The sequence below is a fragment of the Pseudomonas edaphica genome, from assembly GCF_965277385.1.
Lineage (GTDB): Bacteria > Pseudomonadota > Gammaproteobacteria > Pseudomonadales > Pseudomonadaceae > Aquipseudomonas > Aquipseudomonas edaphica.
Genome location: NZ_OZ255725.1, coordinates 3,773,605 through 3,788,096 on the forward strand (window position 1 = coordinate 3,773,605; position 14,492 = coordinate 3,788,096).

General features: G+C 61.0%; 14 protein-coding genes. 8 read left to right on the top strand and 6 right to left on the bottom strand.

The window, feature by feature from the left end; all coding sequences use genetic code 11:
* Positions 1–22 precede the first annotated feature (22 nt).
* The 7 genes from glyA to fdhA all read left to right on the top strand — a co-directional run bounded on the left by glyA (position 23) and on the right by fdhA (position 8,889).
* Positions 23–1,276: a serine hydroxymethyltransferase gene (glyA, locus tag ACQY47_RS17045; RefSeq protein WP_428550473.1), complete on the top strand. Its 1,254-nt coding sequence runs from the start codon at positions 23–25 to the stop codon at positions 1,274–1,276.
* Positions 1,277–1,298: 22 nt separating this feature from the next.
* Positions 1,299–2,549: a sarcosine oxidase subunit beta gene (locus ACQY47_RS17050; RefSeq protein ID WP_010207084.1), complete on the top strand. Its 1,251-nt coding sequence runs from the start codon at positions 1,299–1,301 to the stop codon at positions 2,547–2,549.
* A gap of 15 nt (positions 2,550–2,564) precedes the next feature.
* A complete protein-coding gene (locus tag ACQY47_RS17055; RefSeq protein WP_015886243.1) occupies positions 2,565–2,867 on the top strand; it encodes a sarcosine oxidase subunit delta in 303 nt (100 codons plus the stop codon).
* Positions 2,864–5,881, top strand: a complete 3,018-nt coding sequence (locus tag ACQY47_RS17060; protein WP_099550386.1) for a sarcosine oxidase subunit alpha — start codon at positions 2,864–2,866, stop codon at positions 5,879–5,881. The genes ACQY47_RS17055 and ACQY47_RS17060 overlap by 4 nt, the downstream gene beginning before the upstream one ends.
* 124 nt (positions 5,882–6,005) lie before the next feature.
* Positions 6,006–6,638: a sarcosine oxidase subunit gamma gene (locus tag ACQY47_RS17065; RefSeq protein ID WP_101273317.1), complete on the top strand. Its 633-nt coding sequence runs from the start codon at positions 6,006–6,008 to the stop codon at positions 6,636–6,638.
* A gap of 10 nt (positions 6,639–6,648) precedes the next feature.
* Complete coding sequence (purU, locus tag ACQY47_RS17070; protein ID WP_056857793.1) at positions 6,649–7,506, top strand: formyltetrahydrofolate deformylase; 858 nt, start codon at positions 6,649–6,651, stop codon at positions 7,504–7,506.
* A 183-nt stretch (positions 7,507–7,689) separates the two neighbouring features.
* Positions 7,690–8,889 (top strand): formaldehyde dehydrogenase, glutathione-independent, encoded by a 1,200-nt coding sequence (gene fdhA, locus ACQY47_RS17075; protein WP_017137993.1) that lies wholly within the window; start codon positions 7,690–7,692, stop codon positions 8,887–8,889.
* Positions 8,890–9,296: 407 nt separating this feature from the next.
* On the opposite strand, the gene ACQY47_RS17080 is transcribed toward fdhA, so the two are convergent.
* The 5 genes from ACQY47_RS17080 to ACQY47_RS17100 form a co-directional block, all read right to left on the bottom strand.
* The gene (locus tag ACQY47_RS17080) at positions 9,297–10,271 is read right to left on the bottom strand and encodes a hypothetical protein (RefSeq protein ID WP_428550480.1); all 975 of its coding nucleotides are present in this window, start codon (positions 10,269–10,271) and stop codon (positions 9,297–9,299) included.
* 133 nt (positions 10,272–10,404) lie between these two features.
* Positions 10,405–10,758 carry a hypothetical protein gene (locus ACQY47_RS17085; RefSeq protein ID WP_017137996.1) on the bottom strand — a complete coding sequence of 118 codons (354 nt, stop codon included), beginning with the start codon at positions 10,756–10,758 and terminating at the stop codon, positions 10,405–10,407.
* Between the two features lie 138 nt (positions 10,759–10,896).
* Complete coding sequence (locus tag ACQY47_RS17090; protein WP_017137997.1) at positions 10,897–11,157, bottom strand: hypothetical protein; 261 nt, start codon at positions 11,155–11,157, stop codon at positions 10,897–10,899.
* 394 nt (positions 11,158–11,551) lie between these two features.
* Positions 11,552–12,229 carry an anti-sigma factor gene (locus tag ACQY47_RS17095; protein WP_428550484.1) on the bottom strand — a complete coding sequence of 226 codons (678 nt, stop codon included), beginning with the start codon at positions 12,227–12,229 and terminating at the stop codon, positions 11,552–11,554.
* Positions 12,226–12,852 carry a sigma-70 family RNA polymerase sigma factor gene (locus tag ACQY47_RS17100; RefSeq protein ID WP_017137999.1) on the bottom strand — a complete coding sequence of 209 codons (627 nt, stop codon included), beginning with the start codon at positions 12,850–12,852 and terminating at the stop codon, positions 12,226–12,228. Before ACQY47_RS17100 ends, ACQY47_RS17095 begins: the two co-directional genes overlap by 4 nt.
* A 151-nt stretch (positions 12,853–13,003) precedes the next feature.
* Between ACQY47_RS17100 and ACQY47_RS17105 the strand changes: the two genes are divergently transcribed.
* Positions 13,004–13,576 carry a DUF2780 domain-containing protein gene (locus ACQY47_RS17105; RefSeq protein ID WP_017138000.1) on the top strand — a complete coding sequence of 191 codons (573 nt, stop codon included), beginning with the start codon at positions 13,004–13,006 and terminating at the stop codon, positions 13,574–13,576.
* On the opposite strand, the gene ACQY47_RS17110 is transcribed toward ACQY47_RS17105, so the two are convergent.
* Positions 13,573–14,460 (bottom strand): acyltransferase, encoded by an 888-nt coding sequence (locus ACQY47_RS17110; protein ID WP_017138001.1) that lies wholly within the window; start codon positions 14,458–14,460, stop codon positions 13,573–13,575. The two genes, ACQY47_RS17105 and ACQY47_RS17110, sit on opposite strands and share 4 nt — an antisense overlap.
* Positions 14,461–14,492 lie beyond the last annotated feature (32 nt).

The window sequence follows — 14,492 nt, forward strand, 5'->3', positions numbered from 1 at the left end:
ACGAAAGGCTGGGAGAGACGCGATGTTCAGCAAAAAAGACCAGATCCAAGGGTATGACGACGCATTGCTGGCGGCGATGAATGCCGAGGAGCAGCGTCAGGAAGACCATATCGAGCTGATCGCGTCAGAGAACTACACCAGCAAACGCGTCATGGAAGCCCAGGGCAGCGGCCTCACCAACAAATACGCCGAAGGCTACCCAGGCAAGCGCTACTACGGCGGCTGCGAGCATGTGGACAAGGTTGAAGCCCTGGCCATCGAGCGCGCCAAACAACTGTTCGGCGCTGATTACGCCAACGTGCAGCCACACTCTGGTTCGTCCGCCAACAGCGCGGTGTACCTGGCGCTGATCAATGCCGGTGACACCATCCTGGGCATGAGCCTGGCCCACGGCGGCCACTTGACCCACGGCGCCAAAGTGTCGTCCTCGGGCAAGCTGTACAACGCCGTGCAGTACGGCATCAACACCGATACCGGTTTGATCGACTACGACGAAGTTGAGCGCCTGGCCGTCGAATGCCAGCCGAAAATGATCGTGGCCGGTTTCTCCGCTTACTCCAAGACCCTCGATTTTCCGCGCTTCCGTCAGATCGCCGACAAGGTTGGCGCACTGCTGTTCGTCGACATGGCCCACGTCGCCGGCCTGGTTGCCGCGGGCCTGTACCCGAACCCGCTGCCTTACGCCGATGTGGTCACCACCACCACCCACAAAACCCTGCGCGGCCCACGTGGCGGTTTGATCCTGGCCAAGGCCAACGAAGCCATCGAGAAGAAACTCAACGCTGCCGTGTTCCCCGGCGCCCAGGGCGGCCCGCTGATGCACGTTATCGCCGGCAAGGCCGTGTGCTTCAAGGAAGCGCTGGAGCCCGGTTTCAAGGCTTACCAACAACAGGTGATCGACAACGCCCAGGCCATGGCAGACGTGTTTATCAAGCGCGGCTACGACGTGGTGTCCGGCGGCACCGATAACCACCTGTTCCTGGTCAGCCTGATCCGCCAGGGCCTTACCGGCAAAGACGCGGACGCTGCCCTCGGCCGCGCCCACATCACCGTCAACAAGAACGCCGTGCCGAATGACCCGCAGTCGCCGTTCGTGACCTCGGGCCTGCGCATCGGCACCCCGGCGGTGACCACGCGGGGTTTCAAGGTGCTGCAATGCATCGAGCTGGCCGGCTGGATCTGCGACATCCTCGACAACCTCGGCGACGCCGATGTCGAGGCCAACGTGGCCAAGCACGTGTCTGCCCTGTGCGCTGATTTCCCGGTTTATCGCTGAGCGCGGTTTTGGAGTAATGACTATGCAACGCTACTCGGGCTTCGGCCTCTTCAAGCACTCACTCAGCCACCACGAAAACTGGCAGAAGATGTGGCGCACGCCCACACCGAAAAAGGTCTACGACGTGGTTATCGTCGGCGGCGGCGGGCATGGTCTGGCGACGGCTTACTATTTGGCCAAAGAGCACGGCATCACCAACGTGGCCGTGGTCGAGAAAGGCTGGCTGGGCGGCGGTAACACCGCGCGCAACACCACCATCGTGCGTTCCAACTACCTGTGGGACGAGTCGGCGCACCTGTACGAACACGCGATGAAACTGTGGGAAGGCCTGTCCCAGGACCTGAACTACAACGTGATGTTCTCCCAGCGTGGCGTCTACAACCTGTGCCACACCCTGCAAGACATCCGGGACTCCGAGCGTCGCGTGAGCGCCAACCGCCTCAACGGCGTGGACGGCGAGTTGCTCAACGCCAAACAAGTGGCCGACGAGATCCCGTACCTCGACTGCTCAAAAAACACCCGCTACCCGGTACTCGGCGCCACCGTGCAACGGCGCGGCGGCGTAGCCCGCCACGATGCCGTGGCCTGGGGCTTCGCGCGCGCCGCTGACGCACTCGGCGTGGACCTGATCCAGCAGACCGAAGTGATCGGCTTTCGCAAGGAAAACGGCGTGTGCATCGGCGTCGAAACCAACAAGGGTTTTATTGGCGCCAAGCGCGTGGGTGTGGTCACTGCCGGTAACTCCGGGCACATGGCCTCGCTCGCCGGCTTCCGCCTGCCGATCGAATCCCACCCGCTGCAAGCGCTGGTGTCCGAGCCGATCAAGCCGATTATCGACAGCGTGATCATGTCCAACGCCGTGCACGGTTACATCAGCCAGTCCGACAAGGGCGACCTGGTGATCGGCGCCGGTATCGACGGCTACAACGGCTACGGCCAGCGCGGCTCGTACCCGGTAATCGAACACACCATCCAGGCCATCGTCGAGATGTTCCCGGTGCTGTCGCGGGTGCGCATGAACCGCCAGTGGGGCGGCATCGTCGACACCACGCCGGACGCCTGCCCGATCATCTCCAAAACCCCGGTGCCGAACATGTTCTTCAACTGCGGCTGGGGCACCGGCGGTTTTAAAGCCACTCCAGGCTCAGGCAACGTGTTTGCCGCCAGCCTCGCCAAGGGTGAAATGCACCCATTGGCAGCGCCATTCTCCATCGACCGTTTCCACAACGGTGCCTTGATCGACGAACACGGCGCTGCGGCCGTCGCCCACTAACAGGAGAAATTCCCTATGTTGCATATCTTCTGTCCTCACTGTGGCGAACTGCGCTCCGAAGAGGAATTCCACGCGTCCGGCCAAGCGCACATCCCGCGCCCGCTGGACCCGAACGCCTGCACCGATGAAGAGTGGGGCGACTACATGTTCTTCCGTGACAACCCACGCGGGCTGCATCACGAGCTGTGGATCCATGCCGCCGGTTGCCGTCAGTACTTCAACGCCACCCGCGACACCCTGACCTACGAAATTCTTGAAACCTACAAGATCGGCACCAAGCCGCAATTCACCGCCAAGGCTGCTGGAGAGAAGGTATGAGCCAGATCAATCGCCTGTCCAACGGTGGCCGCATCGACCGCAACAAAGCCCTGACGTTTACCTTCAACGGCCAGAGCTACAAGGGCTTTGAGGGCGACACCCTGGCCGCAGCCCTGCTGGCCAACGGCGTCGACATCATCGGCCGCAGCTTCAAGTACTCGCGCCCGCGCGGCATCTTTGCAGCGGGCGCCGAAGAACCGAACGCGGTGCTGCAGATCGGCGCCACCGAAGCCACCCAGATTCCCAACGTGCGCGCCACGCAACAGGCGCTGTACCAGGGTTTGGTCGCCACCAGCACTAACGGCTGGCCGAACGTTAACAATGACGTGATGGGCATTCTTGGCAAAGTCGGCGGCAAGCTGATGCCGCCGGGTTTCTACTACAAAACCTTCATGTACCCGCAATCGTTCTGGATGACTTACGAGAAGTACATTCGTAAGGCTGCGGGCCTTGGCCGCTCGCCGACCGAGAATGACCCGGACACCTACGACAACTTCAACCGTCATTGCGACGTGCTGATTGTCGGTGCCGGCCCTGCTGGCCTGGCCGCGGCATTGGCCGCTGCGCGCAGCGGTGCCCGCGTGATCATCGCCGATGAGCAGGAAGAATTCGGCGGCTCCTTGCTGGATTCGCGCGAAAGCCTCGACGGCAAGCCGGCGACCGAATGGGTTGCCAGCGTGATCGCGGAACTCAAAGCCCTGCCGGACGTGGTGTTGCTGCCGCGTGCCACCGTCAATGGCTACCACGACCACAACTTCCTGACCATTCACGAACGCCTCACCGACCACCTCGGTGACCGTGCGCCGATTGGCCAGGTGCGCCAGCGCATCCACCGTGTGCGTGCCAAGCGCGTGGTGCTGGCGACCGGTGCGTGCGAGCGTCCGTTGGTGTACGGCAACAACGACGTGCCGGGCAATATGCTCGCCGGTGCAGTCTCTACCTACGTGCGCCGCTACGGCGTGGCACCCGGCAAAAAACTGGTGCTGTCGACCAACAACGACCACGCCTACCGCGTCGCGCTGGACTGGCTTGATGCGGGCCTGCAAGTGGTCGCCGTGGCTGATGTGCGTCACAACCCACGCGGCGCCCTGGTGGAAGAAGCCCGCGCCAAAGGTATTCGCATCCTCACCGGCAGCGCCGTGATCGAAGCCCGTGGCAGCAAGCACGTGACCGCTGCACGCGTGGCGGCGATTGACGTCAAAGCACACAAAGTCACCAGCCCCGGCGAGTGGCTGGACTGCGACCTGGTGGCCAGCTCCGGCGGCTACAGCCCAGTGGTTCACCTGGCTTCGCACCTGGGCGGCAAGCCGACCTGGCGTGAAGACATCCTCGGTTTTGTGCCAGGCGAAGCCCCGCAAAAACGTGTGTGCGTCGGCGGTATCAATGGCGTCTACGGCCTCGGCGATTCCCTGGCCGATGGTTTTGAAGGCGGCGTGCGCGCAGCCAGCGAAGCCGGGTTTGCACCGGTGGAAGGCACGCTGCCAAAAGCTTTGAGCCGTCTGGAAGAGCCAACCCTGGGCATTTACCAGGTGCCCCATGACAAGCCGACCGCACGGGCGCCGAAGCAATTTGTCGACCTGCAAAACGACGTCACCGCTGCCGCCATTGAGCTGGCGACCCGCGAAGGGTTCGAGTCGGTCGAGCACGTCAAGCGCTACACCGCGCTGGGCTTCGGCACCGATCAGGGCAAGCTCGGCAACGTCAACGGCCTGGCCATTGCGGCCCGCTCGCTGAACGTGACCATCCCGCAGATGGGCACCACGATGTTCCGCCCCAACTACACGCCGGTGACCTTCGGCGCCGTGGCGGGCCGTCACTGTGGGCACATTTTCGAGCCGGTGCGCTACACCGCGCTGCAAGCCTGGCACGTTAAAAACGGCGCCGAGTTTGAAGATGTCGGCCAATGGAAACGCCCTTGGTACTTCCCGCGTAACGGTGAAGACCTGCACGCCGCCGTGAAGCGCGAATGCCTGGCGGTACGCGACAGCGTCGGCCTGCTGGATGCGTCCACCTTGGGCAAGATCGACATTCAAGGCCCGGATGCCCGCGAGTTCCTCAACCGCATCTACAGCAACGCCTGGACCAAGCTCGACGTGGGCAAGGCCCGCTACGGCCTGATGTGCAAGGAAGACGGCATGGTCTTCGACGACGGCGTCACCGCCTGTCTCGCCGACAACCACTTCCTGATGACCACCACCACCGGCGGCGCCGCCCGCGTGCTGCAGTGGCTGGAAATCTACCAGCAGACCGAGTGGCCAGACCTCAAGGTGTACTTCACCTCGGTCACCGACCACTGGGCGACCATGACCTTGTCCGGCCCCAACAGCCGCAAACTGCTGGCCGAAGTCACCGACATCGACCTGGATAAGGACGGTTTCCCGTTCATGACCTGGAAAGAAGGCCTGGTTGGCGGCGTACCGGCGCGGGTGTTCCGTATCTCGTTTACCGGCGAGCTGTCGTACGAAGTCAACGTGCAGGCCGACTACGCCATGGGCGTACTCGAACAGATCGTTGCGGCCGGCAAGAAGTACAACCTGACCCCGTATGGCACCGAGACCATGCACGTACTGCGCGCCGAGAAGGGTTTCATCATCGTCGGCCAGGACACTGATGGCTCGATGACCCCGGACGACCTGAACATGGGCTGGTGCGTAGGCCGTACCAAACCGTTCTCGTGGATCGGCTGGCGTGGGATGAATCGTGAAGACTGCGTGCGTGAAGAACGTAAGCAGTTGGTGGGCTTGAAGCCGATTGACCCGAATGTATGGCTGCCGGAAGGCGCGCAGTTGGTGTTCGACCCTAAACAGTCGATCCCGATGAAGATGGTCGGCCACGTGACCTCAAGCTACGCGCATAACTCGCTGGGTTATTCATTTGCGATGGCGGTGGTCAAGGGCGGCTTGAAGCGCATGGGTGAGCGAGTGTTCTCACCGCAGGCGGATGGCAGCGTGATCGAGGCAGAGATTGTGTCCTCGGTGTTCTTCGACCCGAAAGGCGAGCGGCAGAACATCTGATAGACCGAGTCGCCTGCATCGCAGGCAAGCCAGCTCCCACATTTGGAATGCGTTCCCCTGTGGGAGCCGGGCTTGCCCGCGATGAGGCCAGAGCAGTCACCACAGAATTCAGAACAGGTGCTTTATGACAGCAGCCAATGTTTACCAACAACGCCCCACCACCGGCGCCAAGGCCGAGTCGTCGCTGCACCATGCCGACCTCGCCAGCCTGGTCGGCAAGGGCCGCAAGAACGCCGGCGTGACCGTGCGTGAAAAGAAACTCCTCGGCCACCTGACCATCCGTGGCGATGGCCATGACGCCGCGTTCGCCGCCGGTGTGCACAAAGCCCTCGGCATCGAACTGCCTGGCGCCTTGCAAGTGATCGTCAAAGGCGAAACCAGCCTGCAATGGCTCGGCCCGGATGAGTGGCTGTTGATCGTGCCAAGCGGTGAAGAGTTTGCCGCCGAACAAAACCTGCGCGCTGCCCTGGGTGAGCTGCATATCCAGATCGTCAACGTCAGCGGCGGCCAGCAGATCCTCGAACTCAGCGGCCCGAACGTGCGCGACGTGCTGATGAAGTCCACCAGCTACGACGTGCACCCCAACAACTTCCCGGTGGGCAAGGCGGTGGGCACGGTGTTCGCCAAGTCGCAGCTGGTGATCCGCCACACGGCTGAAGACACCTGGGAGCTGCTGATTCGTCGCAGCTTCTCGGATTACTGGTGGTTGTGGCTGCAGGATGCATCTGCCGAATTCGGCCTGAGTGTCCAAGCCTGAGGAGTGACCCATGAGCCGCGCACCCGACACATGGATTTTGACCGCCGACTGCCCAAGCGTGCTCGGCACGGTGGACGCGGTCACCCGCTACCTGTTTGAGCAGGGCTGCTACGTCACCGAGCACCATTCGTTCGATGACCGTCTCTCGGGCCGGTTTTTTATCCGCGTGGAATTTCGTCAACCCGAGGGTTTTGACGAGCAAGCCTTCCGCGATGGCTTGGCTACGCGCGGTGAAGCCTTTGGCATGATCTTCGAGCTGACGGCGCCGAACTACCGGCCAAAAGTGGTGATCATGGTGTCCAAGGCCGATCACTGCCTGAACGATTTGCTCTACCGCCAACGCATCGGCCAACTGTCGATGGACGTGGTCGCGGTGGTGTCCAACCACCCTGATTTAAAACCTTTGGCCGACTGGCACCAGATTCCCTACTACCATTTCCCCCTCGACCCCAACGACAAACCGTCCCAGGAGCGTCAGGTGTGGCAAGTGATTGAAGAGACCGGCGCCGAACTGGTGATTCTTGCGCGCTATATGCAAGTGCTGTCGCCGGAGCTGTGCCGCAAGCTCGATGGCAAGGCCATCAACATTCACCACTCGTTGCTGCCCGGTTTCAAAGGCGCCAAGCCGTATCACCAGGCCTACAACAAGGGCGTGAAACTGGTGGGCGCCACGGCGCATTACATCAACAACGATTTGGATGAAGGCCCGATCATCGCCCAGGGCGTGGAGGTGGTGGATCACAGCCACTATCCCGAGGACTTGATTGCCAAGGGGCGTGATATTGAAGGGCTGACGTTGGCGCGTGCAGTGGGGTATCACATTGAGCGGCGGGTGTTTTTGAACGCCAATCGAACTGTCGTTCTTTAGATTGCTATCGCGGGCAAGCCCGCTCCCACATTTGATGTGTGAATACCTTTGAATGTGGGAGCTGGCTTGCCTGCGATGAGGCCATCAGCAACAACACAAGGAAACAGCATCTGTACCCGAGCACTTAAACGCGCCGCCTGCCTGGGCGACGCGGTTCCATAAAAACAACAGCGAGGTGAAAGCATGTCTGGTAATCGTGGTGTCGTGTATCTCGGCAACGGCAAGGTCGAAGTACAGAAAATCGACTATCCCAAAATGCAGGACCCCCGTGGCAGGAAGATTGAGCACGGCGTCATCCTGCGCGTGGTCTCCACCAACATCTGCGGCTCCGACCAACACATGGTGCGCGGCCGCACCACTGCCCAGACCGGCCTGGTACTGGGGCATGAAATCACCGGCGAAGTGATCGAGAAGGGCAGCGACGTCGAGAACCTGAAGATCGGTGACCTGGTGTCGGTGCCATTCAACGTGGCGTGCGGCCGCTGCCGCTCGTGCAAAGAGCAGCACACCGGCGTGTGCCTCACCGTCAACCCGGCCCGTGCCGGTGGCGCCTACGGCTACGTCGACATGGGCGACTGGACCGGCGGCCAGGCCGAATACGTGCTGGTGCCGTATGCCGACTTCAACCTGCTGAAACTGCCGGACCGCGACAAGGCCATGGAGAAAATCCGTGACCTGACCTGCCTCTCCGACATCCTGCCGACCGGCTACCACGGCGCCGTCACGGCCGGCGTTGGCCCAGGCAGCACCGTCTACATCGCAGGCGCCGGCCCTGTTGGCCTGGCCGCTGCCGCCTCCGCCCGCCTGCTCGGCGCAGCGGTAGTGATCATCGGCGACGTCAACCCGATCCGCCTGGCGCACGCCAAGGCCCAGGGTTTTGAAATTGCCGACCTGTCCAAAGACACCCCACTGCACGAACAAATCGCCGCCTTGCTGGGCGAGCCGGAAGTGGATTGCGCGGTAGACGCCGTAGGCTTCGAAGCCCGTGGCCACGGCCATGAAGGCGCCAAGGCCGAAGCGCCGGCCACCGTGCTCAACTCGCTGATGGGCGTGGTGCGTGTGGCGGGCAAAATCGGTATCCCTGGCCTGTACGTCACCGAAGACCCAGGTGCTGTGGACGCTGCCGCGAAAATGGGCAGCCTGAGCATTCGCTTTGGGCTGGGCTGGGCCAAATCCCACAGCTTCCACACCGGGCAAACGCCGGTGATGAAGTACAACCGCGCACTGATGCAGGCGATCATGTGGGATCGCATCAACATTGCGGAAATCGTCGGCGTGCAGGTGATCAGCCTGGATGACGCGCCACGTGGGTATGGCGAGTTTGATGCGGGTGTGCCGAAGAAGTTTGTGATTGATCCGCATAAGATGTTTAGCGCGGCGTAAGGCGATAGATAAGGGCGACCCTGGGGTCGCCCTTTTTTTATCGCGAATCAGTCTGTGATAAATAACCAGCTGATAAACATACCGGCAAAGGATAGGTAGGTAACGAGTGTCGGTACGACCATCCAGCACTTGAGGTGCAGGGGGATTTTTTCAACGTCCTCAACAAGCACCATCCCTCGCCACTGAACCACTTTTGGGATAAGGATGACAAGGCCCATGGAAAATACGCGTTGAGGCCTTCCTTCAAAATGAGTATTCCGAAACGTGTGCCTGCATCCGACGATAAAGCTGCTGTACTGCAGGTAACTTTCTGCTGCGTCGAGCCTTGTGTACATGGCGCAAAAGGTGAGTGGAAAACTGAGAAACATCAAGAGGAGTGAGCCCATACCAAGGTAGCCCCAGAACATTTAATTACTCACAGTCTTATAGATAAAGTTGCCTGCGTCTTCGGCTAGCCCGCTCCCCAGCGCGCCCCCGGCAAGCCCGCCTGCGGCACCACCGATGATGGCACATGCCAAGGCTCCGGCGCCTGCCGTCGGTATACCAAAAACAATCATGCAGGAGCCAATCCCGATAGCTGCCCCTGCTTTACCCCCCCAATATGAGCCACCCATGGCACCCACCAGTTTGGCGCCGTCAACATATTTCGCTTTCGTGCACTCCTGTTCACGCCCAGTGGAGCATGTCTCCGTTATTTCCAGCGCTGCCGCCCCTACATCCAGCGCGATGCCAATGTAAGTACCTTTCTTCAATAGCTGGGAGGCCTTGGCTACACGCTTGACGGTCTCCTCGTACTTGCGAATCTCTCCATGATGCCAATAGCTCTTAGTGGAAATTCCCAGCATTTTCTTGATTGAACCTTCACTCTTCAACCCCGTACCAAAGCGCGCCATCCCCGAGAGTTGGGTATCGAGCCTCGCAAACAACGCCCTGCGTTTAACCAGAAAGTCATTCCTCGCACTCGCGGTGCCCTTCCTCAGGTACTGCCTATGCAGCTCATCGACTTCCTTGAGGGTGGCCTCGACTTGCGCCAGATGTTTGCTCCAGGCGCTACTGGCACTGCCAATGCCCAGGGACGCATGGGCCATGATGGCCTGCAATTGATCGTAGTTTTTGATCAGGAATTGATCCGTCGCGGAGTGTGCGAACAACGCCTGTTTGATGTTCTGCGCCGAGCGCATCAGTTGGGCTTCTTCCGTCGTGCAAGCCGCGGTACGCGCATCGGGAATGATCACCAACTGCCCTGGCAATACCACGACGTTGCGAATGTGTTGGTTGAGGATGTCGAACTTGGTTTGAATGTGAGGGTTGAGTGAAAGGTCGAGTTTAAGCAGCGGATAAGGCTGCGGTCGTTCATTAATAAATGCGTAGGGTCCCTGCATAGCGTGCACCTCCAAGTGACTGAGGCGCACGACTATAAGAAGGCGCTACAGGCGAGGTAAGACGCGTGCAGGGGCGTTTTTGACGTTTCAGAAAGGGACTACGCAAGTCCCGGCAGACGCTGACATGTTTGATTCATTTGAGCTTTGTAAGTCGCAGGTACGGGTCGGCCACTTCGCCGTTTTTTATCACCCGCTTGCCGCCGTAGTCGCAGTGAGTTTTACCGTTGCGCTCATTGATTTCCTGCGGTTTGAGTTCGTACTCCGGGGCCAGATAGTCATCGTTGGTACCGGCGGTTTGCCCGGTCCATGTCTTGCCGTTGGCAGGCGCGGTGTATTGATAACCTTCGCCATACGGCGCAGGGAGGTCGGGGTCTGTGTAGGGTGTGGAGTTGATATCGGCAGTGGCGGGACACTGGCCAATGTCGGCGGCCGGCGCCGGTGATTGCGGCGTGTTGAAAACAGTGAAGATGGGGACCAATCCGATCATGGTGGTTACAGCTCCTGAGTAGGGATACCCGATAGGGGTAGCCTTGGGTGAGCTGTAGCGATGGTTGGGTTCCGAGTTAAAGGTTGCTTCACGTGTAGGAAAGGGCAACAGGGCGCTGCCCTTCTTTGCATCGGGTGTTTAAGCCTGCAAGCGCCGGCTGATCACATCCAGCAAATCACAGCCATCACGCAACGGAATGGCGCAGAGCAGGGCAAAGTCTTGGAGCACGAGGTTGTCGGTGTTCAGGCCTTCGCGAAACGCCAGGTTTTCCATGACTTGGGTGACGGCGCGGATGCGGTAGACGGCGGCGTCGTGGAGCACGTCGAGCGGCACTTGGGTGTCGATGAGCAGGGAGGGCGTGGTGGCGTCGTGGCCGGTGAGCGGCATGTATCGGTTCATGTTTTAAAACCCATTCAAGTAGAAGTGGGCTACACACTTATTCGTCGCCAAACGAATGGGTGGCAGCTGTACGCAGGTTGGCGAACCGGGAATGGAACCGGCAGACCCGAAGGTCTCCCGCGCACAGCCACCATGAAAGCAGCTATTGCGGACGCAAAAGAACCTGCAAAAAAGCAGAAGCTTTTGCACCATTCACCCGAGTCGCCAAACCCGTGTCGCCATATGGACGACCGCCGAACTATAAGCGCCATCCTCCGCCGGGAGCAAGTCGCTCGGCCAATGAAGCTCAAATGTGGGAGCTGGCTTGCCTGCGATGGCGGCGGGCCAGTCAACTTATCCTTGGCTGAGCCACCGCCATCGCAGGCAAGCGAGCTCCCACATTGATTGAGTTGTGTCAGCGAGTGGCCAGGGCGCCTTGGTACAGCACGGGGCCGGTGGGTTGTCCGGTGGGTGAGCCGCCTTGTGGCTCCAGGCTGACGGCGAGGGTCGCGGGTGCAGTCAACAGCGCCTGCTGTTCCTTGCTCAGCTGGATTCGGCCTTTACCCGAGCTCGGCACCAGGCCCAGGGAGACGGGTTTGCCACCGGCCGCAATGACCCACAGTTCCAGGGCACGCGTCGGCTCTACAGCCGCCAACGTCAGCGGCTCCACTTGCAGGTGATCGCCAAACGCCTGGACCTGCAACGCCGGCTGCTGGTTGGCCGCGACCAACGTGGCGTTGTATTCGGCGCCGATGTCCCGCTGATACAGCACGCCCACCAACACCGCCACGACGATCGCACAGGCAGCGGCCAGCAGGCGAAAACTCATCCAGAACGGTTTCTTCGCCGGCACGTGCAGCACTTGCGGCTCAATGCGTGCCTTGATGCCTGCCCACACATGATCCGGCACCGGCCGCTCGGGCACGGCGCCAGTCAGGCTGGCGAGGGCATCCTGCCAATGGCCGAGTTCGACGCGCAGCGCGGCATCGTCCAGCAGCAGGTTTTCAAAGCGCCGACGGGCAGTGGCGGGCATCAGCCCGATGGCGTAATCGGCAGCGAGGGCGCGGCGCAGGGTGGTGGTTTGGTAGTTCATGATTCAAGGCACCTGCGCAGGCGCTCCATGCCGCGGCGAATCCAGGATTTGACCGAGCCCAGGGGCGCCGCCAAGTGGTCGGCCAGTTCCGAGCACGACAGGCCCTGGAAGTAAGCCACGGTAATCGATTGGCGTTGCATGCCGTCGAGGGTGTCGAGGCAGCGGTTGAGGGCGCGGGCTTCGCGCTCACTGTCGAGCTGTTCGTAGGCGCTGGGGCTGTCGTCGAGCATGGCGTCTTGCTGGCCCTCAGCTAATGGCTGTTCGCGGTGTTTGCGCAATTGGTCGATGGCCAAGTTGCGGGTGATGTTGACCATCCAGGTCATCGGCGCGGCCAAATGGGCCTCGTAGCGCGAAGCGTTGTACCAGATACGCACAAAGGCCTCCTGCAGCACTTCTTCGGCCAGGTCTGCGCGCCCCATGAAACGAAACGCGACACCGTGCAGCCGTGGCGAAACACTGCGGTAAAGGGTCTCGAACGCCTGTCGGTTGCCCAGGGCACATTGGGCCAGCAAGGGCTGCAACGGGTCAGCATCATGAATGGAAATAGGGCTTCTCCAGGCTCTCGTTCGAGGGCGACGGGACTGCGCACGGTAGGCAGAGGGTAGTCCAGCTTGAGCATTCATTCCATCCGACTCCGGGCGGCGCTTGTGGGATATACGCGCGCGGGGAACATTTGGATGCAGATTTTTCTGAACTAATCTGCAGGTGGGAACATTCCTTCGGGACTGTCAGTCAAACGCCTGCTTTTAGCTCCTACATTCAGAGGTTGTCTTGATGAAGATTTCACGCGGTTTTGCCCTGTCCTGCCTGTTGACCGTGGCCGCCAGCCCGGTGTTTGCCGCAGGTTTCAGCCTCGGTGACGTGGCCAATGCCGTCTCCGGTGCCCAGGGCAGCAACAACAAGGCGGCGGCTGCGGCGCCTAGCTCTGAGACCGCCGGCCTGCTGAGCGCCTTGACCTCGCAACTGAACATCACCCCCGAACAAGCCGTGGGCGGTACCGGCGCCATGCTGGGCCTGGCCAAGAACAAACTGAGCGGTACCGACTACTCGCAACTGGGCAAGAGTGTGCCGGGCCTGGATCAACTCTCGGGCAGCAACTCCCTGGGCAGCCTCGGCGCGTTGAGCGGGATGCTCGGCCAGAGCGGCGGCAGCAAGACCAGCGGCCTTGACGGGTTGTTGGGTAACGTGAAGAGCACCAACGACCTGAACACCGCCTTCAGCGCGTTGGGCATGGACAGCGGCATGGTCAGCCAATTTGCCCCGGTGATCCTCAAGTACCTGGGCGGCCAGGGCGCCAGCGAATCGGTGCTGGGCAAGCTGGCCTCGGCCTGGGGTACTGGCAGCTAAAGCGACTCTGCGCGCAGTTGTGCGATGCGCGCATCCTTCTCCATCCAGAGCTGGTTCACCCAGTTCTGGACGGTCTGGCGAAACGCCGGGTCATTCTCGTAATCCCCTTGCCACAATGCCGGGTCCAGCTCACGGGTGCGGATATCAATGATCACCTTGGGCACTGTGCCGCAGATCAAGTCCCAGAACCCCGGGATCTTCTGCTGCGGGTAGACCACCGTCACGTCGAGGACCGCGTCCAATTGCTCACCCATGGCCGCCAGCACAAACGCCACGCCACCCGCCTTGGGCTTGAGTAAGCGGGCAAATGGCGAATCCTGCTGCTTGCGCTTGGCCTCGCTGAACCGTGTGCCCTCCAGATAATTGACCACCGTCACCGGTTGGCGCTTGAACAGCTCGCACGCCTGCTTGGTGATCTTCAAATCCTGGCCCGCCAGTTCCGGGTGTTTGGCCAGAAAGGCCTTGGTGTAGCGCTTCATGAACGGGTAATCCAGCGCCCACCAGGCCAGGCCGAGGAAGGGCACCCAGATCAGCTCTTTTTTCAGGAAGAATTTGAAGAACGGCGTACGCCGGTTGAGCGCCTGGATCAGTGCGGGAATATCGACCCAGGATTGGTGATTGCTGATCACCAGGTAAGACGTATCGCCGCGCAGTTCGTCGCCGCCACGAATGTCCCATTGGGTGGGGATGCACAGGGCGAAAATCAGTTTGTCGATCTCGGCCCAGGTCTCGGCGATCCACATCACCGCCCACGACGCGTAGTCGCGAAAGCGGCCGGGCGCTACCAGCTTGAGCAGGGCAAACACCATCAACGGGCCGAACAGCACCAGGGTGTTGAGCAATAACAGCAGTGTGACAAAACAGCCGGTGAGCAGGCGGCGCATAAGTAACTCTTGGAATCGGGTGGGCGGGCCAT